This is a genomic window from Natrarchaeobius versutus, assembly GCF_041205745.1.
In the GTDB taxonomy this organism is placed as follows: Archaea; Halobacteriota; Halobacteria; order Halobacteriales; family Natrialbaceae; genus Natrarchaeobius; species Natrarchaeobius versutus.
The window spans coordinates 242,358-263,780 of record NZ_JBGFCC010000002.1 but is presented as its reverse complement, the minus strand read 5'-3'; the positions used below and the strand labels follow the sequence as shown (position 1 = coordinate 263,780).

Sequence of the window (21,423 nt, the reverse complement as noted above, 5' to 3'; positions counted from 1 at the left end):
GTGGTGGCGCGTTCTCTCGTTCAGCTCGTCGTCGTCAATCGATGCGATACTGTTCCCGTAACTCCGCCGTAACGATATCGATACACCGAGTTATCGTATGTGCGATCACCTCGAGAGCTAATCCAAGCGAAGATCCGCCGTCTCCCCGGGTTCGGTCGCATCGTCCGTCCTGTGGCGCGATCTCAGCGAGCAACGAGTTCGCATCGACGAGAACGGAACCCGGATTGGCCGCTCTCTCGAGCACTCCGGACACCGCCCGATCGAGGAGCGCGCGAGCAGATTCGTCGAACGCTTCGAGTGTGACAGGAACGTCCTGATCTGGCGATCTTTCGAAACGGTCAGCGAGAGCCGCAATCCTCGCTGCGTGCTCGGCGATCCGTTTCAGTTGTACTGCCACCAGATACGATACCATGTGGGACGTCTGATCACCGTTGGCCATCGTGCTGGGATCGGCTGAGGACCACTGAAATCGTCGTGAATGGAGAGCACACAGCCGATCGATGGTCTCGATGTGCCGACAGACGTGAATGTTCGAACCACCAGACCCGACGATGGCCTCGATCGCCTCGCGGTGTACTTCTTGTGACGCTCGTTTCAACTGTTCTAACGTCTGCTCTGGGGTCAGTTTCTCGACGTCAAGCAGGCTTTTCGCAACGAGACGGCGTTCGCTCTCGGAGACGATTTCGAGCCCGACGAACTGCCGAACCGCCTTGGTAACGGCCCGGCGCTTCGCTGTCTCGTCGATACGTTCGATCCGAATCAAGTCACGTCCGGCGGTGTACATCGACTCGATGGTGGATACGAGCGCGACCGTGTCGTATTTATCAGCAGCAATCGACGTATCGTGGGGATTCTCCTCGACGGTCCGCTCGCGTCGTGTAACGACCAGTTGGTCCTCGGCAGGGTACAGATTGACCGGACAGCCGGCCTCGATCTGTTGTTGGTCCGCCCACGCTTTCGGAAGCGAGACCGTGTACGTCGATCCGCCAGTGAGTTGGACTTTTCGTTCGACCGGTTCCACACGGGAGTGTCCGTTCGTCTCTGAATTAGTTGCCATCGTGCTTGTGACAGCGTACGAGATGGTCACGAGTCGGATAGTGATGCTCCGGTTGGTTTCGCTCACACGGTGTCTGAAACCGCTCTCTGACCATTTTCTTGGCGTCGTGTTCGTTATTCTCTACGAGTGCGAGGCTGACAGACCACACGACCTCGTACGTTTCTGCTGGGAGGTCGTGAGGATCGCCAGGATAGACCTCCTCGAGGAGCAATCGAGCGGTCTCTTCGGTCGAAACGTCCTCACCGTGTTGGCTGGCGCGCGTTCGTAGGCTCTCGACATCGATTCGCTCCGAGAGAACGCTCGTTCGGAACGTGAACACTCGCCTGAACTGCTCTTGGGTTCCGGTCCACTCCGGCGGTGGAACGAGTTCGTGACACCGCGTATGGAACCGACACCCATTCGGCGGATCCATCGGCGATGGGACGGTTCCGTCCAGTCGGATCCGCTCCGTTCGGTCCGTTGGATTGATTCGGGGAACCGCAGAAAGGAGTGCTTTCGTGTATGGATGTTTCGGAGCGTCGAACAGTTCGTCGACTGGTGCACACTCCACAATTTCACCCAGGTACATCACCGCGACACGGTCTGCGATGTGGCGAACGGTGCTCAGATCGTGTGCAATAAACAACATTGCACTCCCGTGTTCGTCGGTCAGTTCGTCGAGGAGATTCAGAACCTTCGCCTGTACGCTTACGTCGAGTGCAGAGGTGGGTTCATCGGCGACCAGAAACTCGGGTTCGACTGCAAGCGCCCTCGCGATACCGACTCGTTGCTGTTGACCACCGGATAGCTGTCGCGGACTTCGATTGAAGTGATCGGCCCCGAGGCCGACCCGTTCGAGCAACTCGACAGCGCGCGTTCTGCGGTCCGTGGAATCGGACCCGATACCGTGTACTTCCAGTGGAGCCGTGACGATCTCTCCGACAGTCTTGCTGGGATTGAGCGATCCCAGTGGATCCTGAAGGATCATCTGCATCTCCCGGCGAAACGGGCGCATCTCCGACTGAGAGAGATCGGCCAGATCCGTCCCACGGTATGTGATCGACCCGGCGGTTGGTTCGTGGAGCTTCAACAGCGTCTTCGCCAACGTACTCTTCCCACAACCGCTTTCGCCGACGACCGCGATCGTTTCACCGTTTCGTATCGTTAGATCGACGCCGTCGACGGCGCGTACGACGGTCGATTCTCCGAACAACTGATCGACCAACCCCGTCGACGACTGAAAGTGCTTTTTCAATCCTCGAATTTCGATGATTTCGTCTCCGTCAGTTACAGGAGGAGCCGACGCCGTTCGTTCGACACGTTGTTTCATCTCTCGATCATCTCCGTCCGTACCGCGTCTCGTTTGAGACAGGCTGTCTGGTGATCGCCGTCGCGTACGGTCCGCATCGACGGGCGTATCTCGCGACACTCGTTGGTCGCTTCCGGACACCGCGGAGCGAACGTACAGCCGGTCGGTTCACCGAGAATCTCGGGGACGTCTCCAGGTATCGACTCGAGCGACTGTGTGCCATCGAGCCGAGGGACGCTATCGAGCAATCCCCTCGTATACGGGTGTTGGGGCCGCTCGAACAGCTCCCTGGGTCGAGCCCGTTCGACGATCTCTCCGGCGTACATGACGTTGACGACCTCACACAGCTCCGAGACGACGGCGAGGTCGTGGGTGATCATGAGGACCGCCGTATCGAACGCCCCGGCGAGCGCTTCTAACTCGTCGAGGATCTGGGCCTGCGTCGTCACGTCGAGCGCCGTCGTCGGCTCGTCGGCGATCAGCAGATCAGGTTCACACGAGAGCGCAATCGCGATGAGGGCACGTTGGCGCATCCCGCCGCTAAACTCGTGGGGATAGTTCGTCGCTCGAGTGCTTGGTTCGGGGATTCCGACCGTCTCGAGCATTTCGATACTTTTCTGCCAGGACACTGTGTCGGTCGCCGTCCCGAGCAGTTTCCGCTTGAATTCGGCGGGCAACGTCACTGATTCTCCAATATCCTGGTGAAGTCGAATCGTCTCAGCAACCTGCTCGCCGACGGGTATCGTCGGATTCAGGCTGTTCATCGGATCCTGAAACACCATCGAAACGTTGTTCCCACGGATCGACTCGAGTTCGGTCTCGGTTTTCGAGAGAAGCGATTCGCCGTTGAGCCGGACGTCTCCGGCGGTGACCCGACCGGGTTCCTCGACGATTCCCATGATACTCTCGGCCAGCACCGTTTTTCCGCTTCCGCTTTCGCCGACGAGGCCGACGATTTCGCCAGCGGGAACCTGAAGATCGACGCCGGCGACGGCGCGGATCGGACCGTTTTTCGTCGGAAACTCCGTTCGAAGCGCTTCGACTTCGAGAACGGTCACCGGTCTTTCACCTCGCGGTCGCTTACGTCGAACGCCTCTCTGAGACCTTCACCGAGCAGTGTAAACGATAGCACAGTTACAAGAATCGCCAGACCGGGGAGAACGCTGATCCACCACGCCTCGTTGATGAACTGTCGGCCGTCGGAGAGCAATAGCCCCCACGTCGGCGTCGTCGGCGCGACGCCGACGCCGATAAACGATAACCCGGCCTCCCAAAGGATTGCAATGGGGACGAGTAGCGTGGTTTGTACCGTTATCGTCCCGGTCACGTTCGGAAGAATTTCGCGAATCATAATCCGGCGTGGACTCATTCCGACGGCCCGGGCCGCGGTCACGTACGCCTCTTCTCGTATCTTGAGCACCTCACTTCGAACGATACGAGCGAAGTCGTCAATGAACGCGAACCCGACGGCGATGATGACCGGAACGACACCGATCCCCCCCGCGATGGCGATGATCGCGATCGCCAGAACCAGTTCCGGAAAGGCCCATTGAAAGTCGACGTACCGCATCAACAACGAGTCGATCCATCCCCGGTAGTAGCCGGCGAGAAGACCGATCGCGGTTCCGACGACGAACGCGAACCCAACCGTGGCGAAGGCGACCAACAGCGAGATTCGAGCACCGTAGACGAGCTCCGTGAGGATGTCCCGACCCTGCGAATCAGTTCCCAGAGGGTGCCAAACGCGGTCGATTGTCCCGTCGTTGGTAAAGTCACCCTCGGAGTAACCGTTCGGCGGAGTCATCAGCTCGAACGTTGCCTGCGGATCCGTCGGTGCGATGTACGGCGCAAAGATGCTGACGAGAACGACCACGAGGACGCCGATGCCGCCAAGTAGCGTATACCGGTCGGCGAACGCGTTCTGGACGACAGTGTCGGAACCCGTACTCGACGCGACGTCGTTCGACGACGAATCGGTCGTCGGACTCATAGGCTGTTCTCACCCCCGTACGATATTTTCGGATCGAGAACGGTGTACGTTAGATCGACGAGCAGGTTGAGACAGATCATCACTGTCGCGATGAAGATAATCACACCCTGTGTGACTGGATAGTTCCGCTCTAAGATCGAACCGACCAGCAACCGCCCGAGGGCGTTGATTCCGAAGACGAACTCGACGGTAACGGTCCCGACAACGATGATCCCAAACTGGATACCAGCGACCGTGACGACTGGCAAGAGCGCGTTTTGTAACGCGTGTTTGAACAACCGCACGCGTCCGTTTACGCCCTTCGCACGTGCGGTACGTAGATAGGGTGCTCGGAGAGTGTCGGCGAGTGACGACCGCATCATTCGCATTACGACCGCACCGTACGGGAGTCCGACGGCGATCGAAGGGAGGAGAACGGATCGCAACCAGGGACCGATCCCCTCGCGCAGAGGCGTGTAACCGAAGACCGGAAACCAGCCGAGGCGCACGCCGAACACCAGTGCGAGGACGATGCCGATGAAAAACGAGGGCATCGAGAGTCCGAGATACGCGGCGACGGTCGCGACGTTGTCCGGAAGCTCGTTTCGATGGATCGTGCTGATGATTGCGGCTGGGATCGCAAGCGAGAGCCCGAATACCGCACCAACGAACGCGATCGAGAACGATTGGGGCGCCGCCTGAAGGAGGATCGTCGTTACCTGTTCGCCGCTGGTAACACTTCGTCCCCAATCGAGCAGTATCAGATCCCGCATCCACGCCACGTACTGAACGTAAAGGGGCTGATCGATACCGAACTCAGCGTTCATCCGTGCGACGGTTTCCGGCGTGGCGTGGCGTCCAAACATCGTCTGAAAGGGGCCACCCGGAAGCAATCGAACCCAGAAGAAGACGACCGTTGCAACTAACCAGACCAACACGACCGACTGTCCAAGTCGGGCTAACAGATAGCGTTTCATAACTGAATTACCGTAAGATCGTGATTGTCAGTCGGTCCGGTACAGGTACTCCAACCGGCGCTGGAAGGGAACGTGAACGAAGCCGTCCAGATGGGCGCGGTGTCCGACGACGTCCTCTCTGTGCATTAGAAACGCAACTGGGGCCTCTCGAATGAGCGTATCCTCGATCTCCCAGAGCATGTCGCGCCGTTCGTCCCTGTCAGCGGCCGTCCGCTGGGCGTCGAGCAACTCGTCGATACGGGAATCTCCCCACCTGGTATCGTTCCAGGCTCCGTCGCTTCGGAAGTTCCGATAAATGCCAACGTCCGGATCGTAATCACCCGACGACCACGTCACAACCGCGTCTGCTTCGCCGACTCGATCCCAGTACACCGAGGTCGAAACCTGGTCGATATCGACGTCGAGGCCTGCCTCGCTCAACTGTCGCTGGATGATCTCTATCAATCGGAGCGTCCGATTGTCCGCGAGAAGCGTAATGCTCGCATCCTCGGCCCCGGCTTCCCGGAGCAACCGCATACCCTCGTCGGGATCGTACGCCTGGTCCTGTGCCTTCTCTTCCCAGTCGCGATACACCCATTCGAGTGCGGGTGTAAAGAGTGTAGGCTCCGCGTTGGCGTTACCGAAAAACCCCTCTTCGACGAGCTGTTCCGAATCGATGAGTTTCGTGATTCCGCGACGGGCGGTCCGAGAATCGAACGGCTCGACCTCGGTGTTCATCGAGAGAGTGTAGAAGTTCAAATCCGGCCGCTCGTGTGTCACGAGATCGGAATCGTCCCGAATCCGAGACGCGTTCTCGAGCGGGACCTCGTTGATGAAGTCCACGTCCCCGCTCTGTAAGGCGTTGGATATCGTCCCTGCCTCGGGTATCGGCCTAATTTCGATCCTGTCGAGATACGGTAACTGGTTCCCGTCATCGGTTCGATAATACTCGTCGAACGCCTCGAGAACGATACGCTCACCGACGTCGTGAGCGGTAACTTCGAACGGGCCGGTGCCGACCGGCGTTCGCTGGAAGTCCTCGCGGCCCATCTCCTCGAGCGCTCGCTGATTGATAATGTTTGCCGCACGCCCCTCTCGGCTCAGATAGATCAATCCGGGGATGAACGGCTCCTCGAACTCCACTTCGACGGTGTACTCGTCGACGACCACCACGCCGCCGTCGTCGATCGGTTTGAGTGGCGCGATGAGGTCAGAATTCGGTGCCTCTTCGGAGACTGAACGTTCGATGCTAAATGCCACGTCGTCCGCTGTAAACTGGTCACCGTTGTGAAACCTCACGTCCTCACGGAGGTTGTAAACGATGCGAGCGCCGTCCGCTTCGACGGACCAGTTTTCGGCCAGATCACCCTGTAACTCGACTTCCGGCGTCATCATCGTCAGCCCACTACAGATGTTCGGCACGACCTGAAAGTGTTCGCCGTTCGTAACGTAGTGGGGGTCGAGGTTGTCGATGTTCTGTTCGTACCAGCCAACCGTGATCTCGCCGCCCGAGCGGCTTCCACTGTCGGTATCGTCCTCCCCCGACGCCGAGGTGCTATCGCCGCCCTCCGGGGTCGAGTCGGTATCTGTTAGACAACCCGCAATCCCAACCAGGCCTGCACCGGTAAGCAAAGACATGGTTGTTCTACGGTCAATCGTTGGTCCCTGGAGATCTGCAGGATCGATATCCCGCGGATCCGTGACCGTATTATCGGGCTTTTTCATCAGTTCGACGGTACAAGGGATTCCCCCAAACCCAGATGAACGTTTATAGTATCTCTCTACAGAAATACCAATGAACTCGTATTAAACATACCACTATGTAACATATATACCGATAGACGTTCATAAATTCGCCAGTTATTTAAATTAGTATCCTCCCGGATGAAAACACGTTCCTGCTGAACACGGGGATCGCCAATCCCGCTCAGACGGACACCCCTCCATCAGTACCGGCATACAGCAACCCGTTTGCGGTTGTATCGACAGGTCGGGACAGCAATCCGTATCAGAGACATCAGCACATCTGAACAGATCGTTCGAGACGATAGGGTGACCGTCGAACGTCAGTAGACGTCGATTATACGGAGGCGGTGAGATTGGTCCTCCACCGACGTTCTGTGGCTACCGCAGTGTTACTCCACGGATTGCCACACTGCATCGAAGTTCCGCTTGCTCGCCCGAATGTACTCGAGATTATCCGTATGGACCTCGAGTGAGAGCGTCCCTCCCCACTCACACTGTCGGAGTGTATCGAATAGTGCGGCAAAATCCACCGTTCCGGAACCGAATGGGAGGTGTTCATCCTCCGGATACCGTGAATCGTTCAGATGGACGTGTGAGATGCGGTCGGCGTACTCCGTCACGAAAGACGAGAGTTCCTCGCCAGTGTAGCCAGTGATGCGTGCGTGACCTGTATCGAGCGTCATGGAAACGTCCGTCGCTTCCAGCAACGCATCGATCTCCGCGAGCGTAAACGCCGTTCCGAAGATGTTCTCCGCACAGAGTTCGATATCACACTCCCGTGCAGTCTCGGTCAATCGAGAGATCGACTCGACGATTAGCGGTCTGAGTTCGGAGGCATCCCACGCTTTGTCCCAGACGGCAGCCGTCGGATGGACCACTGCTTTCGTTGCGCCGAGCTCGGACGCGATCTGCAAACAGTCGGCGAGTTCGGCCACCGACGCGTCCCGTACCCGTTCGAACGGCGATCCGATATCGAGCGAAAACGGCAGGTGAACGATCAGGTCGAGGTCGTTCTGCTCAAGGAGATCACGATACGTTTCTCGATCACGTTCGATTGCTGTTCTAGCAAACCGCCCCTCCATGAACAGTTCGATAAACTCGAACTCGAGTTCACTTGCGACGGCTGTCGATCGGTCGAACGGGACGTTGATGTCCGTAACGAATCCGGTGGCAGTCGATTGCATGACTACTACTCCGACTTCGTGTGATTGATTTTGATCTTGCCATTTGTTTTAAATAGCACTATATAACCTACGTAGAATTGGCCACATAGATACATAATATACGTATGGGAAAAACAAAACGACTATTTCCGTCGGATCGAGAGCACCGCTCGAGAGCGTATGGAAAATCGAGCCGAGATTGCAACGCGTGCTGCGACTGTTGGTGCTGAGACGGCTAATTCGTACTTTGGGGCGGATCTCGAGGTCAGTACGAAAAGCGATAAGACGGACGTGGTTACCCGCGCGGATCACGAAGCGCAAGCGACCGCCGTCGACGAGATCAGATCTGCATTCGAGGGCGAACGCATCGTTGCCGAAGAGGAAGGGGTTCAAACAACGCTCAGTTCCGACGGCCCGAATTGGATCGTAGATCCGATCGATGGAACGAACAACTTCGTTCGAGGTGTCCCCCTCTGGACGACGAGCGTGGCGTGTGTCATCGACGGCGAGCCCGTCGCTGCCTCCACCGTCGCGCCGACTACCGATGACGCGTTCGTCGCTGACGACACCACGACGACCTACGACGAGGCCGCCGCCTCCGTGAGCGATGTTTCGGATCCACAACGGTGTGACGTCGTCCCGACACTCTGGTGGGATTACGATTCGCGAGACGAGTACGCTACTGTCTGTGAAGCAATCACATCACGATTTGGGGACCTCAAACGATACGGCTCGACGCAACTCGAACTCGCGTTGCTCGCTTCCGGTGCCGTTGACGGCGTCGTATCGAACAATCGTGGAAATCCGTGGGACACCGTCGCCGGCGTTCACCTCGTTCGATGCGCGGGTGGGGTGGTGACCGACACTGACGGTGACCACTGGCGCCACGATAGCGACGGGCTCGTCGCCTCTAACGGGTCGGTTCACGATCTGTTACTCGAAACTGTTCAGTTCTGAGATCCCAGCTACGAGATGCGAACGCACCCGCGACCACCAGTCGTCGGTGGCCGTCTCGAGAACCATCGTCGTGAACGCCGGAGACGATCGCGGTGGGTTCGCCCGTGGCTTACCCGCGTGATCACGCCGGACTCAGCCGCGTTCGCATCCGCAGACACTCGAGTCTCACGCCCTCCTGCATCTCGAGGAAGACCGTCTCACACCCCTCGTATCCCCGGCGTCGATAGAACGGAATCGCGTTCCGCGAGGCGGTGAGTTCGAGCGCCTCGAGCCCGCTCTCGCGAGCGGCGTCCTCGAGATCGGCCAGGATCGCGCTGCCGATGCCGTCACGGGCGTCGTCGGGGTGGACGTAGACGGCCCCGATCTCGCCCGTCGACGCCTCGAGGTCGCTCGGGTCGCACTCGAGCAGGCCGAAGCCGACGATCTCCCCGTCGCGGTCGGCGACGACGACCCGGAACCCCGACTCGCCGACCGGGTACCGTTCCGAGTGGACGTGCGAGCACCAGGCCTCGATCCGCCGGTCGTCGTACGCGTCGCTCCCGAGTTCGCGAATCGCCGCCGCGTGGACGTCCTCGACGTCGACGGCGTCGGTCGCCGTCGCCTCGCGGACGCGAACCCCGTTCGGACCGATCGATTCGTCCTCGCCGCTCACCGTCACACCACCCGGTTGTGAAACGCCTCGCCGGACTCGAGGCGGTCGACGTTCTCCCGGACGATGTCGCCCGTATCCCGGAAGTAGTCCTCGGTAAAGGCCGCACAGTGGGGCGTGACGATCACCTCGTCCATCCCCCACAGCGGCGACTCCTCGGGGAGCGGCTCGGTCTCGAAGACGTCGAGCGCGGCGCCGGCGATCGAACCCGACTCGAGCGCGTCGGTCAGCGCGTCCTGGTCGACGACCGGACCGCGGCCGACGTTGACGAAGCGCGCCTCCTCGTCCATCGCCTCGAAGACGTCGGCGTCGATCAGGTGGTGGGTCTCGTCGGTCAACGGAAGCGTCACGATCACGAACTCGACGTCGGCGACGGCCTCGAGCAGGTCGTCGTTGGCGTACACCTCCTCGAAGCCGGGGACGGGATCGCCGGAGCGCCGAACGCCCGTGACGGAAACACCGAGGGCACCGAGGACGTCGGCGACGCCACTACCGAGCGTTCCAGTGCCGACGACACAGGCGCTCGTCCCCGGAAGCGTGAAGGCGTCGTCCCAGGCCGGCTGGTCCCACCGACGCTCGGTCCCGTTCGCGACGTGCTCGTGGAGCCGCCGGGAGAACGCGAGCAGGTAGCCCGCGACCGTCTCGCCGACCGTCCGGTCGTGGATTCCGGTGCTGTTGGTGAGCACGACGTCGTTTGACTCGAACTCCTCGAAGGGGAAGCGATCGACGCCCGCCTGAACCGAGTGAACCCAGCCGACCTCGAGGAAGGCTTCGCGGTGCTCGAGGGTGACGACGGCATCGCAGTCGGGGACCGCCTCGTCGCCGACGACGTCGACCGGCAGATCCGAGAGGTACGCCGACAGCTCCGCCGACGGAAAGACCTGATCGACCGATTCGTGAACGCCGAGTCGCTCGAGTTCGAACTGCATGGCCGCCGATACGAACGGCGCGAAAGTGAACGTTTCCACGAACGTCCGTCCACTCACCGGTCGAAAACTATAGTAGCCACTGCACGTCAGTACACACCTGCTCGCCAGACGGATCGGCGATCAGTGTGTCCATCGGTGCAGTTGTTACTATAGAAACCCTCTCACACCACTCACACGATACGCGGTTTCGTCTCGGAAGGGGTCGTCTGTTCGGCCAGTATGGACGAACCCGAGTCGCCAAGGAGTGTCAAAGCAGAAGAAGAACGTGCCTCGCCCGACACCGGTGAATCCGGGACACGAGCGCCGACGAACGCCCAGTTTCCTGCCGGAATCCGGGCGACAACTCCACGGTCGTTCGGCGACCGACGGCAGTCCCGGTACGTGTCACCGACCCTGGAGAACGACCGTCCTCCGAGCGCTTACGTGGCCGTCACACCAGCCACCGATATGGGAGAGACGACGAACCCCGGACTCGAGGGAGTGATCGTTGCCGAGACGGAACTGAGCGACGTCGACGGCGAAGCGGGCGAACTGATTATCGGCGGCTACCCGCTCGAGGAACTCGCGGCGAACGCGAGCTACGAGGAAAGCGTCTTCCTCCTCCTCGAGGGACGACTGCCGACGGCCGACGAACTCGAGGCGTTTCGTGCCGACCTCGCCGCTCGCCGCCGGATTACGGAGGAGGTCCAGCAGGTGCTCCGTCGCGCCGCCGAGGACGGTGCGCCGGCGATGGACGCGCTTCGGATGGGCGTCGCGGCCGCCAGTCTCGGGGACGACCGCGACGAGCCAGAGGCGACGTCCGGGATCGACCCCGAGCCGCGCGACGACGCGATGCGACTCGTCGCCGTCGTCCCGACGATCGTCGCCACCTACTGGCGCTACCGGCGAGACGAGGAACCCCTCGAGCCCCGTCCCGACCTGAGCCACGCCGCCAACTACCTGTATCTGCTCACCGGTGAGGAGCCGACGCCTGCCGACGTTCGCGGCCTCGAGACGTACCTCAACACCGTGATCGAACACGGCGTCAACGCGTCGACGTTCACCGCGCGGACGGTCGTCTCCACTGAGTCCGACCTGATCTCCGCGATCACGGCCGCCGTCGGCGCGCTGAAAGGTCCGCTCCACGGCGGTGCGCCGGGACCAGTCCTCGAGATGCTCCGGGAGGTCCACGAGGAGGGCGACCCCGAGGGATACGTCCGGGCGAAACTCGAAGCCGGCGAGCGGCTGATGGGCTTCGGCCACCGGGTCTACCGGGTCCGCGATCCGCGGGCCGCCGTCCTCTCGAATGGCGCCGAACGGCTGTACGCGCAGTCGGCGGACGCCGACTTCTTCGAGACCGTCCAGGCGTTCGAATCGGTCGCCGTCGACGCGCTCGCCGAACACAAGCCCGATCGCCGACTCGAGACGAACGTCGAGTTCTACACCGCCGCGTTGCTCGACGGCGTCGGCGTTCCACGGGAGCTGTTTACGCCGACGTTCGCCGTTTCGCGTGTCGGCGGCTGGAGCGCCCACTGCCTCGAGCAACTCGAGGATAACCGGCTGGTGCGGCCGGTGTCGCGGTACGCCGGGGAGACCGACCGGACGTGGACGCCCGTCGGCGAGCGGTGACCCGGACGCGCCGACGAACGGTGGTCCCGACGCTCAGACGAGCGGTTCGACCGCTCACTACGATCGCTGGATTTCCTCGAGCGCGCGCCGTTCGGTGTCGATCTCGCGTCGGGTACGAACACCTCGCCGGCGCAGGACCGGGATCGGCGGGCACCACCCCTGGAGTGCGTGCTGGCGGAGAAACGCGGCGATCACGGCGGACATCGCGAGGAACCGTCGGTCGACTGTCGCACCGAGTGCGAGAAAGACGAGCGTGAGTCCGGCGGCGTTCGCCTCGAGCGTCCGCTCGACGTCCCACCCACACTCGAGTTCCGCAAGCCGGTCGTCGATCTCCTCGTCGTGTTCGGCGTAGTACCGGACCCGCCGGCCGATCTCGCGTCAGATCCGTTCGTTGACCGCCTCGTGCGTGCTCTCGGGGACTCGGCTGGCGGTGTCGGGAAGCGCCGTAGACATCGTGAATCGATAGCTTGGTTCAGGCGGCCATCTCCCGACAGCTCTCGACGCAATCGGGGAGGATCTCCGCACAGGCTTGGCAGTGGTCGTGGTCGTGGCGTTCACACTCCTCGAGACACTCCTCACAGAGGTCCGCACAGAGCTCCGCGAGTTCGCGGTGATACCCCGAGTTTCGTGCCATCCAACGGGCGTGAAGCGTCGTGACGTCGGCGACGTCCCGACAGAGCCGGATACAGCGGGCCATCTCCTCGCCCTCGTCGAGGCAGGCGTCGGCACACCACTCACAGACCTGGGCGGCCTCGAGGCAGTTGTCGATACACTCCTGCATGTGGTCGTCGGCGTGGTCGATCTGTTGGAGCGCCATCACGCCGGAGTTCTCCGAACGCGTCAATCAACGTGGGCCGGGCGAGTGCAAGCACGAACCGGGCGAGCGCGAGTCTCGAGCACCAGCTTTCGCTTCCGGATGTCGAGGGCTGTTGGCTTCTGGACCGATTCGGCCAGGGCCTCCCTGCGCGATTGGGCGTCTGGCTTTCGACTCTCATACGGTTTACTGTAGATCGTTTCCGGTGAGACCGCGACCCGGGCGGCGGTCTCACCGGTAAATCGCTACAGTAATCCGTATCAGGTCCCGCCGTCGGAATCGCTACCGGTCAGACCCGTCCGGAGAGTTGCCGCCGGAGACGGCTGTCGAGTCGATGGCGTCGGAACCCGAAGCCAGTTCGCCGGAGTCCGTCGACCTGTCGTCCGATCCAGCGATGTCCGCGGCGTCCGCTGGCGTTTCACCGTCGTCGCCCGGTTCGTCGCGTTCTGCGGATTCCTCGTCCTCGTCTACCGCTTCGTCCCCGTCCGACTCCTCGTCGTCGGGTGCGACCCCCGGAACGTCGACCGTCTCGAGGGCGTATCGGACGACGTCGCGGCCCTCGACGCCTTCGACGGTCGCCTCGGTGGTGAGGACGACCCGGTGGGCCATCGTCGGCTGGGCGAGTCGCTTGACGTCGTCGGGCGTGACGTACGAGCGGCCGTCGATGATCGCGGCCGCCCTGGTCGCCTCGAACACCCGCTGGACGCCACGGGGAGAGACGCCGATCTCGGCTCGGCCGTCGCGTCTGGTCGCGCGCGCGAGTTCGACGATGTACTCGCGAACCTTCACGTCGACGTCGACTTCCTCGGCCAGCATCTGGAGGACGCGAACGGAGTTCGGCGTCACCGCCGGATCGACGCTCGGCGACAGCGTCCGGCGGTTCGCTCGGCGCTCGAGCAGGCCCATCTCGCCGTCGAAGTCGGGGTAGCCAAAGGAGGTCTTGACGCTGAACCGGTCGCGCTGGGCTTCGGGCAGGCGGAACGTTCCCTCCTGTTCGATCGGGTTCTGGGTCGCGATGACGACGAACGGCTGGGGGAGATCGTACGTCGTCCCGTCGATGCTGACCTGGCGTTCTTCCATCGCCTCGAGCAGGGCGGCCTGGGTTTTCGGCGGCGCGCGATTGATCTCGTCGGCCAGCACGACGTTCGCGAACACCGGGCCCTTGGCGAACTCGAACTCGCCGGCGTGTTCGTCGTAAACGGTCGAACCGGTGACGTCCGAGGGCAACAGGTCGGGCGTAAACTGGATGCGGGTGAACTCGAGGCCCATCGCCTCGGCGATGACGCGGGCGGTAACGGTTTTCCCGGTCCCGGGGACGTCTTCGAGGAGGACGTGACCGCGGGCGAGGATGGCGGAGAGCATGGCGAACAGCACCCGTCGATCGACGACGGCGGCCTCCTCGATCCGCTCGAGGATCGTCCGGACGGCCGCCGCGGCCTCGTCGGGCGTTACGTTCGTCTCGTTCATACCCGATCATTATGCCGAGCCACCATGAACCCTCGCTTCGTTGCCATCTTCTCCGTCTCTCGAGGACGAGTTCCGTGACGACCCCGCGGGGGACGGCTAGCCCCGAAGCGGGAGTAACAGGATCAACGCGCCGAAGCCGATCGTGACGACCGCACCCATCGCGACGACGCCGCCGAAGACGTCGGTTCGAACCAACTCGAGGGCGGTCGCGGCGACGACGGCGACGATACCGACGCCGACCGAGAGCACGCCGTGGAACAGTTCGGTTCGGCGGGTATCGGGCAGGTGGCCGAGTTCGGCGGTCAGCCCGAGACCGAACGTCGAGACGTCCCAGACGACCGCCGCGCCGGCAAGACAGACGAAGACCAGAATCGGACTGATCGATCCGAAGCCGATTGCGGCGACGACGAGGCCGAGCCCGGCGAGTGCCGGGCCGCCGGCGCGGTCGGGAACGATGCGGATCAACACGCCGACGAGTAACAGCCCGATGACGATCAGGAACGCCGGCGGTCCGAACGCGAGGATGGCGACGACGATCGACGCCGCGTTGGCGGCCATAGCGGTCCCGAAGAGGTTGAGGTAGACCACCCCGATGAACGCGATGATCGCCATCCCTACCACGAAAGCGACCAGCGAAACGCCGACGACGACAGCACTACTCCAGCGGATCGCGTTCGTTCCGAACCGACGAGTGAGCAGGCGAAGCATGACCGTCACGACGCTCGCGAACACCGCCAGAAGCGACGCCGCGACGAGCGGCCAGACGACGACCGGTGCGGAGAGGCCGATCAGGATCGACTCGAGGACGGGAAATCCACCGATTCCCGGATCGACCAGGTCGAAGACGGACGCGATCGCCACCGCGAGGAGCACGCCGAACGTGGCGATCGTTCCGATTCCGATTCGCCATCGGGCGGTCGAGAGCAGTCCCTCGATGCGATCCCGGCGACTTCGCGGGGTCAGTTGTCGGATCGGGAGCAACCAGAGGGCGATCAGTGCCGAACAGCCGGCACCGATCGCGACGAGGGCGAAGCCGACGACCGAGCCCGCGACCGACGACGCCTCGGTCACGACCAGGATAGCGGCCCACCCGAGGACGCCGAAGGCGGCCAACACCACGAGGAACACGGACGAACAGAGCACCGTCGCGTACGTTACGAAACAGCTGGCGACGGCGCGTTTCGTCCCGTCGCCGCCGACGTCCGCCCACGCCATCGCGATCCCGAACAGCGCGATCGTAAAGCCGGCGAGTGCGATACCCGGACCGCCGAGTACCGGCGCGACGACGACCAGCAACGCGAACACCGAGCCGAACGTCACGATCAACGTGTGGCCGACGAAGAGGTGGGTGAACCCCGTTCGCTCGAGCAGGGCGATTCCGGCGACGGCCAGTCCGGCGATGGTCGCGGGAAGGGTCACGAGCGTCGGCTCGCCGATGGCGATCCCGATGGCGACGGTGATCGCGACGATGACGAGGGTGGCGATCCAGAGGCTGACTGCCCTGGGCCGACCCTCGTCGCCGATCGCCGACGGACGATCGAGGCGCGGACCGGCGAGGGACATCAGTCCTCACCCCCCGTCTCGGCGCGTTCGGTCGTCGGACCGTCCGCCCCGTCTCCCGGCGTCGTCTCGGTCTCGATCGAGCGGGAACCCGCGCCGGACGTCTCGGACTCGAGGGGTGCTCGAGCGGGCGCGTCTGGACCGTCGCCGTTTTCGCGTGTTTCGGCCGCGTCGTCGTCGGTTTGTCGGCCGCCGGAGCCCGCGTTCGCACCGAGTCGGGCACTCGAGAGCCGTGCATTTGCGCTGAAGGCGTACTCGATGATCAGCGGGAGCGGCGTGCCGCGTCGCCAGTCGACGGCGCGGGTTCCGACGGACTGACAGCGGGCGAGTCGGGTCCGTCGCCGGATCTGTGCGTACTGTCCGCTGACGGTGTTTTCGGGCACGACGTCGGGTGAGAGGACGATCGACGGGATCCCGCCACCGTGCCAGGTCTCGACCGCCTCGACGGGCTGATCGTCGAGCAACGGTGAAAACAGGGCGATCTGTGCCCCCGCGGGTGCGAGTTCGATCAGCTTGTGGATCTGTTCGTCCGCCCGGCGGTCGTCGACCTCGGCGGCTCTCGCCGTCCGTTCCGTTCGCTCCGGCGCTCGCTTTGCTCGATCGTGTCCTTCCATCCGTTCCGTTCGATCACGCCCTCCCGTTTGCTCCACTCGACCGTCCCCTCCTGGCCGCTCCGCTCGATCTGCTCCTCCAGCCCGCTTCGCCCGGTCGCGTCGCCCCCAGTTCGAGGTCCCTGTGTCCGCCCACTCGGATGGCTGTCCGTCGTCGCTCGCGTCGCGAACGCCCGTCGCTTTCCGGAAGATCTCGAGCCCGCGGGCGCGCTGTTCGGCTCCGCTGTTTGGCTCGAGCCAGTGGAGCCCCGCGGGGCCGGGGCCGGCGAGACCGATCGCGGCGACGCCCACGTCGTGACCGTGGCCGAGCAGATCGGTCAACGCACGCGTCGCGGCGTACGCCGAGAGTTCGACGGCAGTGGGTCGACCCGGACCGGCGACGACCCGATTCGGCGCGCGGGCGTCGACGACCAACACGATGGTGGCGGCGACCTGTCGTTCGTAGTTGACCGTCGCGAGCGAACCGCGTTTGGCGTAGTGGCGCCAGTCGATCCGATCCGCGGGGTCGTCGGGGCGATACTCACGAGTCGAGTGGAAGGTAAGCCCCTCGCCGGGACGGTCCGTCGTCAGCTGACCGATCCGCCCGGTCCCGATCCGCTCGAGCGGCGGTGCATCGGCGTCGAGCCGACAGGCGAGCGAGCCGTCGCCGTCGACTGCGGGTGCGGCCGTGACCACCGCGCCGGCACCGAGCCCGCGGATCCTGACCTGGGGCGGGTCGAACTCGTACTCGCCGCGCCGGGCGATCACCGCGTACTCGAGGACGAGCCGATCGCCGGGCTCGAGCGTCGCGCCGCCCCGCGGCGATCCCCCGGTAACGGCGAGATCCTCGGGTACTGCGTCGGCGACGCGGACGTCCGTGAGCGTCCGCTCGCCGTCGTTTTCGATCTCGAGGGAGATGGTCACGGGCCGCCCCGGCGGCGCGGGCGTCGGCGATATCGTCCGTCTAACGGAGAGCCCGTCTGGAACGCTCACGCTCGAAATCGCTCCGTACGCGACGTAAGCCAGCGGGACGACCGCGCCGAGCAACACGGCACCGTTGCCCCGAGCGACCCCGATCGCGACGAGGAGAATCGTCGCCGCGACGGCGCCCCGCCAGCGGTGTTGTCTCCACCTCACGGTCGGTTCACCTCCACGTCCCCGGCGGCTCCGCCGGACCGGTCCGGGCCGACGTTGGATTCACTCGTCCCGTCGGAACTCGAGTTTGTGTCCTCGTTGGTCCACCCCGTCGCCTCGTTGGTCCACCCCGTCGCCTCGTTCGTCCCCTCCGTCGCGATCCGGTCGGAGTCCTGTCCAGGATCGTTACGAGGAGACTCGCTCGGCACCTCGCTCGCGGCGTGTGCTGGGGATCGAACGCCCGATGGCCGCGGTCCCCGAGCGATAGCGTCCGGGTCGACGGCCCGCTCGAGTCGGCCGTCGGCACCCCGCGTCAACTCCTCGAGACGCGGCTGGACGACGGGGACGGTCCGGGGTGCGGTCTGGCCGGGAACGGTCGGGAGCGCCTCGTCGGCGGCGTCCGCGACGGCGCCCATCACCCGCCTCGCGAGTCGACGGACGACGCGTTCGGGAAACAGCCAGGCGTACACCCGGTTTCGGAACGGCCGGTCGGGCCCGGAAATCGTCTCCTCGAGAACGCTCGCGGCGACGTCGTCGTCGGTCCACGAGCCGTCTGAAAGCGCCGCTTCGGCCTCGCCCCGAGCGGTTCCACCCTGTACAAGCGCGCCGACGAGCACCTCGCGAAACACCGGACGGAGGACCTCGAGGCCGTCGTCGACGGTTCCCCTCTTCCGGGCGGTGGCCCCCGCCTCCTCGACGACGGCCGTGAGACCGTCACTCGACAGGGGTGGCTCCCGGACCGTCCGTTCGGGCGCCGGATTGGCGAAAGGCTCGTCGTCCGCCCAGGGAGCCGGCGGCTTCGATCCGTCGAACTCGAGTGCGCCCCAGACCTTCCAGCCCGCGACGGCGAGTGCGAGGAGGACGATCAAGACGCCGAAGGCGGTCTGGACGGATCGCCCTCCACCCGACGCACCGCCGAGTCCGAGGGCGACGCCGCCGCCGACGAACGCCAGACCCAGAAGCGCGACTCCCGCACGACGAGCGCTCGTCACGACTCGACCACCCGTCGGTTCCCGCCTTCGGCTCCCTCCGGTGACGCGCCCTCCGAATCGGGTGTGGTGACCGACGGACGATCCTCGCTCTCCCCCTCGAGGGGCACGTCTGCCGGCTCCGTGGCGGCCGTAATCTCGTCGTAGGCGTCGGTCGCGCGCCGTCGAACCGTCTCCGACAGCGATCGATCGCCGTACTCCACCTCGAGGAACAGCGTCGTCAACTCGGTGACCGGCTCGCGCGGATACCCCTCCTCGAGCGCCCGTCGTCGAATCTCGCCGGGCGCTCGCGTGCGCCAGCGACGGGGCGCGACGTCCCGGGCGAACGCCCGCCAGACCTCGCGGAACGTGCGATCGTCCGCGGTGGCGACGTCGTCGTCGGTCGAGCCCGTTCCGTCGGGGTCGTCACCCGCCTCGCTCGAGTCCGCGTCGTCGTGGCCGACGAACCGATAGACGACGGCCAGACACACGAGCACCGCGGCGACGACCGCGGCCACCCGTTCGCCGAACTCGACGTAGCTGGCGGCCACGAGGGCCGTCCCGACGACGACGGCGGCGATCGTTCTGACGCCGGGTCGGGGCGTGCTCGCGATGGCGCGTCGGGTGACAGCAACCGCTCGCCCGGGAAGCGTCGCGAGCCATCGGCCGAGTGCGCGTGCGAGCCCGCCAGCGGAGCGCGGGAGCGACCCGATGCGGAGACGGACCGCGGCGGCCAGCGACCGAAGCCACGCGAGCAGTGACTCGAGGGCGGCCACGACCGCGAGCGTCCTGGCAACGATCCAGTCGGAAACGTCGCCGCGAACCGACGGCCTCGAGGGGACGGATGAGCGGACGCGTCGATCTGATCGACGCGCCGCGAGCGCGAGCGCGACGAGTCCGACCGCGACGAGTGTGGCCAGCCCGCCGACGGTGCCGTAAAACGCCTCCGCGACGAGGACGGCCATCACGCCCAAAACCGCGGCGAGAACGGCGACCGAACCGCGGCTTCCGTGGGTCCGATAGCCGGCCGCGACGCTCCCCCCGACGAGCACCGTCAGGGCGAACAACACACCGCCGTAGCTATCGAAGAACGTGGTCGTCGCAGTCTGATCGTCCGTGGCAACCGTGACGGGTTCGGTCGGGTTCAGCGGAAGCGAAACCGGTGTCGTCCCGTTTTCGTCGGTCGCTCCGTGGGGTTCGCCGTCGACGGCGACGGCGGCGTCCTCGACCGGCTCGCCCGCGATTTCGGCCTGAACGGCGCCATCACTGCCAGGGATCGGCGCGATCCCGTCGGAGACGAATCCCGCCTCGAGTAGGAGGATGCGAAGCGTCGCCGTCCGTTCGAACTCGCCGCGGGAGATGGTAAGCGAGAGCCGATCGGAGCCGTCGTCCGGGATCGTCAGGTCGATCGTTCCGTCGTCGTCGGTCTCGCCGATCGACTCGCCGTCGACGGCGACGTCGGCCGACCGCATCGGCGCTCCCTGGATGCTGGCTTCGACGGTGACCTCCTCGCCCGGATACGGATCGTCCTGGAGGTCGAGCATGACGAACCCGTCGATCTCGTACTCGGCCGTCGCGTTCCCGCCGAGCTGGGCTCGAGGCGTGTCTACGGAGGGGAGCGCTCCGAAATCGACGGCGGAAGCGGCGTCGACCGAAGACGGAGCGTCGGGTGTCGGCGAGACGCCGGAGTGGAAAATGCCGACGTCGGTCTGAGCGGACGAACTCGAGGCAGTCGTCTGGCCGGCGCGACACTCGCCGTCCTCGCCGGTTCCGACCCGGATCAGAAGCTCCCGTTCGTACGGAACCGTTCCCGTGACCTGCCCTTGATCGTCCGTCTCGCCGACGTGGCGGTCGTTGAACCAGACCGGCGCGTCGGCGAGTTCCTCGTCTTCGTAGTGGATCGTCGCCGTCACCTCGGTTCCCGGGACCGGCTCGTCGCTCAACCAGATCGTACACTGGGCCTGGGCCGGTTCGGGCTCGGTGAACAGGTCGAGTAACTCGAGCAACTCGAGCCAGTCGAAGGAGTTGTCGGGTTCGTCTATCGGCTCGCCGAAGCCGGACTCCCCCTGGCCGCCGATCGCCGGCGCGAAAAACGCCGCGACGACGACGGCAACCGCCGCGAGGACGACGAACGAGACCTGCCGGTAATCGGTGCCGGTCGTCGGCTCGTCGGGCGGATCGTCGGGGTCCATTGGTGTCTTCAATCGCGGGACCGATCGGGTCGAACGCCGACCGATCGTTGGTATCGGCTGTGTGGGCTACCGGATCATGAATGTGTCCACGCGGTTGCAGACTCGGAGAACGCTCGAGCTCCCAGTCGGCTGTGGCCGCCGAGAGCACACACAGCCACTGGAGGCGTCACGTTCGTCCGGGCGGTCGGTTCTGGAGAGCGCCGGGCGATACGCGGGGATCGAATCGACACGAACGTTCGTTTCGGCCCACCAGTATACAAATATGTTGTATTACGTGTAGATCCAAAAACCTTTCAGTGGAAACGCGGTGGTGGCGAATAAGATGAGTATCGACAAGTCAGTAACAGGATTGGCGACGCCCCGGTCCGGATTCGCC

The 21,423-nt window shown here is 63.9% G+C and carries 18 protein-coding genes; 2 read left to right on the top strand and 16 right to left on the bottom strand.

Annotated features, from left to right (window positions below):
- Positions 1-34: 34 nt before the first annotated feature.
- The 7 genes from AB7C87_RS06620 to AB7C87_RS06590 form a co-directional block, all read right to left on the bottom strand.
- Entirely contained in the window at positions 35-1,057 is a 1,023-nt protein-coding gene (locus AB7C87_RS06620; protein ID WP_369728637.1) for an AbrB/MazE/SpoVT family DNA-binding domain-containing protein, read from the bottom strand.
- A complete protein-coding gene (locus tag AB7C87_RS06615) occupies positions 1,047-2,366 on the bottom strand; it encodes an ABC transporter ATP-binding protein (protein WP_369728636.1) in 1,320 nt (439 codons plus the stop codon). The genes AB7C87_RS06620 and AB7C87_RS06615 overlap by 11 nt, the downstream gene beginning before the upstream one ends.
- Positions 2,363-3,403: an ABC transporter ATP-binding protein gene (locus tag AB7C87_RS06610; RefSeq protein ID WP_369728635.1), complete on the bottom strand. Its 1,041-nt coding sequence runs from the start codon at positions 3,401-3,403 to the stop codon at positions 2,363-2,365. The genes AB7C87_RS06615 and AB7C87_RS06610 overlap by 4 nt, the downstream gene beginning before the upstream one ends.
- Complete coding sequence (locus tag AB7C87_RS06605; RefSeq protein ID WP_369728634.1) at positions 3,400-4,335, bottom strand: ABC transporter permease; 936 nt, start codon at positions 4,333-4,335, stop codon at positions 3,400-3,402. The genes AB7C87_RS06610 and AB7C87_RS06605 overlap by 4 nt, the downstream gene beginning before the upstream one ends.
- Positions 4,332-5,291, bottom strand: coding sequence for an ABC transporter permease (locus AB7C87_RS06600; protein ID WP_369728633.1), 960 nt, complete (start codon positions 5,289-5,291; stop codon positions 4,332-4,334). The genes AB7C87_RS06605 and AB7C87_RS06600 overlap by 4 nt, the downstream gene beginning before the upstream one ends.
- A gap of 27 nt (positions 5,292-5,318) precedes the next feature.
- Entirely contained in the window at positions 5,319-6,908 is a 1,590-nt protein-coding gene (locus AB7C87_RS06595) for an ABC transporter substrate-binding protein (RefSeq protein ID WP_369728632.1), read from the bottom strand.
- Between the two features lie 497 nt (positions 6,909-7,405).
- Positions 7,406-8,200, bottom strand: a complete 795-nt coding sequence (locus AB7C87_RS06590; RefSeq protein ID WP_369728631.1) for a sugar phosphate isomerase/epimerase family protein — start codon at positions 8,198-8,200, stop codon at positions 7,406-7,408.
- Positions 8,201-8,359: 159 nt separating this feature from the next.
- Between AB7C87_RS06590 and AB7C87_RS06585 the strand changes: the two genes are divergently transcribed.
- Positions 8,360-9,136: an inositol monophosphatase family protein gene (locus AB7C87_RS06585; protein WP_369728630.1), complete on the top strand. Its 777-nt coding sequence runs from the start codon at positions 8,360-8,362 to the stop codon at positions 9,134-9,136.
- Positions 9,137-9,257: 121 nt separating this feature from the next.
- Here AB7C87_RS06585 and AB7C87_RS06580 read toward each other — a convergent pair whose 3' ends face one another.
- Together AB7C87_RS06580 and ddh are read right to left on the bottom strand one after the other, a co-directional pair.
- Entirely contained in the window at positions 9,258-9,788 is a 531-nt protein-coding gene (locus AB7C87_RS06580) for a GNAT family N-acetyltransferase (protein ID WP_369728629.1), read from the bottom strand.
- Positions 9,789-9,790: 2 nt separating this feature from the next.
- Entirely contained in the window at positions 9,791-10,714 is a 924-nt protein-coding gene (gene ddh, locus AB7C87_RS06575; RefSeq protein WP_369728628.1) for a D-2-hydroxyacid dehydrogenase, read from the bottom strand.
- A gap of 447 nt (positions 10,715-11,161) precedes the next feature.
- On the opposite strand from ddh, the gene AB7C87_RS06570 reads away from it, so the two are divergent.
- Positions 11,162-12,322, top strand: a complete 1,161-nt coding sequence (locus tag AB7C87_RS06570) for a citrate synthase (RefSeq protein ID WP_369728627.1) — start codon at positions 11,162-11,164, stop codon at positions 12,320-12,322.
- A gap of 57 nt (positions 12,323-12,379) precedes the next feature.
- Here the strand turns inward: AB7C87_RS06570 and AB7C87_RS06565 are convergent, their stop codons facing one another.
- The 7 genes from AB7C87_RS06565 to AB7C87_RS06535 form a co-directional block, all read right to left on the bottom strand.
- The gene (locus tag AB7C87_RS06565; RefSeq protein ID WP_369728626.1) at positions 12,380-12,526 is read right to left on the bottom strand and encodes a hypothetical protein; all 147 of its coding nucleotides are present in this window, start codon (positions 12,524-12,526) and stop codon (positions 12,380-12,382) included.
- Between the two features lie 268 nt (positions 12,527-12,794).
- Complete coding sequence (locus tag AB7C87_RS06560; RefSeq protein ID WP_369728625.1) at positions 12,795-13,139, bottom strand: four-helix bundle copper-binding protein; 345 nt, start codon at positions 13,137-13,139, stop codon at positions 12,795-12,797.
- A gap of 279 nt (positions 13,140-13,418) precedes the next feature.
- Positions 13,419-14,603 carry an AAA family ATPase gene (locus tag AB7C87_RS06555; protein WP_369728624.1) on the bottom strand — a complete coding sequence of 395 codons (1,185 nt, stop codon included), beginning with the start codon at positions 14,601-14,603 and terminating at the stop codon, positions 13,419-13,421.
- A 96-nt stretch (positions 14,604-14,699) separates the two neighbouring features.
- A complete protein-coding gene (locus AB7C87_RS06550; protein ID WP_369728623.1) occupies positions 14,700-16,166 on the bottom strand; it encodes a DUF7519 family protein in 1,467 nt (488 codons plus the stop codon).
- Positions 16,166-17,890, bottom strand: a complete 1,725-nt coding sequence (locus AB7C87_RS06545) for a DUF58 domain-containing protein (RefSeq protein WP_369728622.1) — start codon at positions 17,888-17,890, stop codon at positions 16,166-16,168. The genes AB7C87_RS06550 and AB7C87_RS06545 overlap by 1 nt, the downstream gene beginning before the upstream one ends.
- A complete protein-coding gene (locus AB7C87_RS06540; RefSeq protein ID WP_369728621.1) occupies positions 17,887-18,879 on the bottom strand; it encodes a DUF7269 family protein in 993 nt (330 codons plus the stop codon). The genes AB7C87_RS06545 and AB7C87_RS06540 overlap by 4 nt, the downstream gene beginning before the upstream one ends.
- The gene (locus AB7C87_RS06535; RefSeq protein ID WP_369728620.1) at positions 18,876-21,047 is read right to left on the bottom strand and encodes a DUF4129 domain-containing protein; all 2,172 of its coding nucleotides are present in this window, start codon (positions 21,045-21,047) and stop codon (positions 18,876-18,878) included. The genes AB7C87_RS06540 and AB7C87_RS06535 overlap by 4 nt, the downstream gene beginning before the upstream one ends.
- Positions 21,048-21,423 lie beyond the last annotated feature (376 nt).

Coding starts and splice junctions, on each gene's coding strand:
- AB7C87_RS06620 (WP_369728637.1), bottom strand. CDS start 1,057: ATGGCAACTAATTCAGAGACGAACGGACACTCCCGTGTGGAACCGGTC.
- AB7C87_RS06615 (WP_369728636.1), bottom strand. CDS start 2,366: ATGAAACAACGTGTCGAACGAACGGCGTCGGCTCCTCCTGTAACTGAC.
- AB7C87_RS06605 (WP_369728634.1), bottom strand. CDS start 4,335: ATGAGTCCGACGACCGATTCGTCGTCGAACGACGTCGCGTCGAGTACG.
- AB7C87_RS06600 (WP_369728633.1), bottom strand. CDS start 5,291: ATGAAACGCTATCTGTTAGCCCGACTTGGACAGTCGGTCGTGTTGGTC.
- AB7C87_RS06595 (WP_369728632.1), bottom strand. CDS start 6,908: ATGTCTTTGCTTACCGGTGCAGGCCTGGTTGGGATTGCGGGTTGTCTA.
- AB7C87_RS06590 (WP_369728631.1), bottom strand. CDS start 8,200: ATGCAATCGACTGCCACCGGATTCGTTACGGACATCAACGTCCCGTTC.
- AB7C87_RS06585 (WP_369728630.1), top strand. CDS start 8,360: ATGGAAAATCGAGCCGAGATTGCAACGCGTGCTGCGACTGTTGGTGCT.
- ddh (WP_369728628.1), bottom strand. CDS start 10,714: ATGCAGTTCGAACTCGAGCGACTCGGCGTTCACGAATCGGTCGATCAG.
- AB7C87_RS06570 (WP_369728627.1), top strand. CDS start 11,162: ATGGGAGAGACGACGAACCCCGGACTCGAGGGAGTGATCGTTGCCGAG.
- AB7C87_RS06565 (WP_369728626.1), bottom strand. CDS start 12,526: ATGTCCGCCGTGATCGCCGCGTTTCTCCGCCAGCACGCACTCCAGGGG.
- AB7C87_RS06560 (WP_369728625.1), bottom strand. CDS start 13,139: ATGGCGCTCCAACAGATCGACCACGCCGACGACCACATGCAGGAGTGT.
- AB7C87_RS06555 (WP_369728624.1), bottom strand. CDS start 14,603: ATGAACGAGACGAACGTAACGCCCGACGAGGCCGCGGCGGCCGTCCGG.
- AB7C87_RS06550 (WP_369728623.1), bottom strand. CDS start 16,166: ATGTCCCTCGCCGGTCCGCGCCTCGATCGTCCGTCGGCGATCGGCGAC.
- AB7C87_RS06535 (WP_369728620.1), bottom strand. CDS start 21,047: ATGGACCCCGACGATCCGCCCGACGAGCCGACGACCGGCACCGATTAC.